Source organism: Pseudomonas machongensis (assembly GCF_034961125.1).
Lineage (GTDB): Bacteria > Pseudomonadota > Gammaproteobacteria > Pseudomonadales > Pseudomonadaceae > Aquipseudomonas > Aquipseudomonas machongensis.
On record NZ_JAYFUI010000177.1, the window covers coordinates 1 to 1,362 of the forward strand.

General features: G+C 59.4%; 2 protein-coding genes. Both read right to left on the minus strand.

The genetic code is table 11. The features are described from left to right. Positions 1–288: 288 nt before the first annotated feature. Positions 289–510: a hypothetical protein gene (locus VA602_RS15910; RefSeq protein ID WP_323453684.1), complete on the minus strand. Its 222-nt coding sequence runs from the start codon at positions 508–510 to the stop codon at positions 289–291. Positions 511–1,125: 615 nt separating this feature from the next. Next, entirely contained in the window at positions 1,126–1,347 is a 222-nt protein-coding gene (locus VA602_RS15915; RefSeq protein WP_323453685.1) for a hypothetical protein, read from the minus strand. Positions 1,348–1,362: the final 15 nt, after the last annotated feature.

Genomic DNA, 1,362 nt, shown 5'->3' on the forward strand with positions numbered 1-1,362 from the left:
AAACCATCACCAAAATCTCCTAGACTCAACAGAGTGAGAGGACTTTGGCTTGGCCCACGCTTGTGATTCGAGATCAAGGCCGCATCCAACTGTTCGGGCTCTCGCCAAAGTGGAACGGTGAATGGCAGCTTGTGCTCCCACTCGTGCTCAAGGCACACGCGGCATTCAGCTTGCCATTCACCGCTCTCACTCCAGATTCTAATCCCCTATCAAGACACAAGCGGCCTCGTGTCGCGAAAGGGCCGCAAAGCGGCCCCGACAGTCGAGGGCCAATAACCAATCCAACAGCTACACAGCCTCCCCCGCCAAATCAATCAACCTCCCGCACTCCTCCGCCGTCATCCGACCGATGATGCGGATGGCCTGATGAATCCCCGCCGCACCTCGACCGCTCAACTGCGGGTTGTGCTCACACTCGAGCAGTTCATCGTATTGAACCAGTGCCTCGCCCAGAAGCTCGAGGGTCCAGGCATAGGATTGGACTGTAGAAAGGCGCTCGTGGTCAGTCATGGGACACCTGCCTCAGGTCGCGGGTGGACTGACTGTGAATAGGGAAAAAGCGATGGGGTCGAGGTACCGGAGCGGATGAGCAGCGGCGGAGAGCGGATGCGAGGATCCTGTAAGAGATAGCGAGAAACATGCATGAAACTCCAAGTTAGGTTGGAGCTGCCACGCATCGTCGCCAAACAATTGGGTGGCAGCTGTACGCAGGTTGGCGAACCGGGAACTTGGAACCCGGCAGACCCGGAGGTCTCCCACGCACAGCCGCCATGGCACGAGGCTGCGGACGCAAAAAAAGCGCCTGCAATCGTGTGGGGCGCTTTGCGCCAAGTTTTCCCGGGTCGCCAAACCCGGTCGCGGAGGTTGCCGCGACTGAGAGGAATTTATGCCTAACGGGGCATCAGTGCAAGGCGCGGCGAAGCCCGAAGAAGCCGTGAACCGCATTTTGGGAACAGTCCGACATACGCGTTCAGGGCTGCACGCCTGCACTGCTGCCCTCGCCTGCTACACATCCGGCAAAGGTCACGTCGGTAGTTAAAGCCTGCTCGGTGTAGGAGCGGCCTCGTGTCGCGAAAGGGCCGCAAAGCGGCCCCGGCACTCGAGGGCCAACAACCAATCCAACAGCTACACAACCTCCCCCGCCAAATCAATCAACCTCCCGCACTCCTCCGCCGTCATCCGACCGATGATGCGGATGGCCTGATGAATCCCCGCCGCACCTCGACCGCTCAACTGCGGGTTGTGCTCACACTCAAGCAGTTCATCGTATTGAACCAGTGCCTCGCCCAGAAGCTCGAGGGTCCAGGCATAGGACTGGATTGTGGAAAGGCGCTCGTGGTCAGTCATGGGACACCTGTCTCA

Excerpts from the sequence above, each read along its gene's own strand:
- VA602_RS15910 (WP_323453684.1), bottom strand. The coding sequence starts at position 510 with ATGACTGACCACGAGCGCCTTTCTACAGTCCAATCCTATGCCTGGACC.
- VA602_RS15915 (WP_323453685.1), bottom strand. The coding sequence starts at position 1,347 with ATGACTGACCACGAGCGCCTTTCCACAATCCAGTCCTATGCCTGGACC.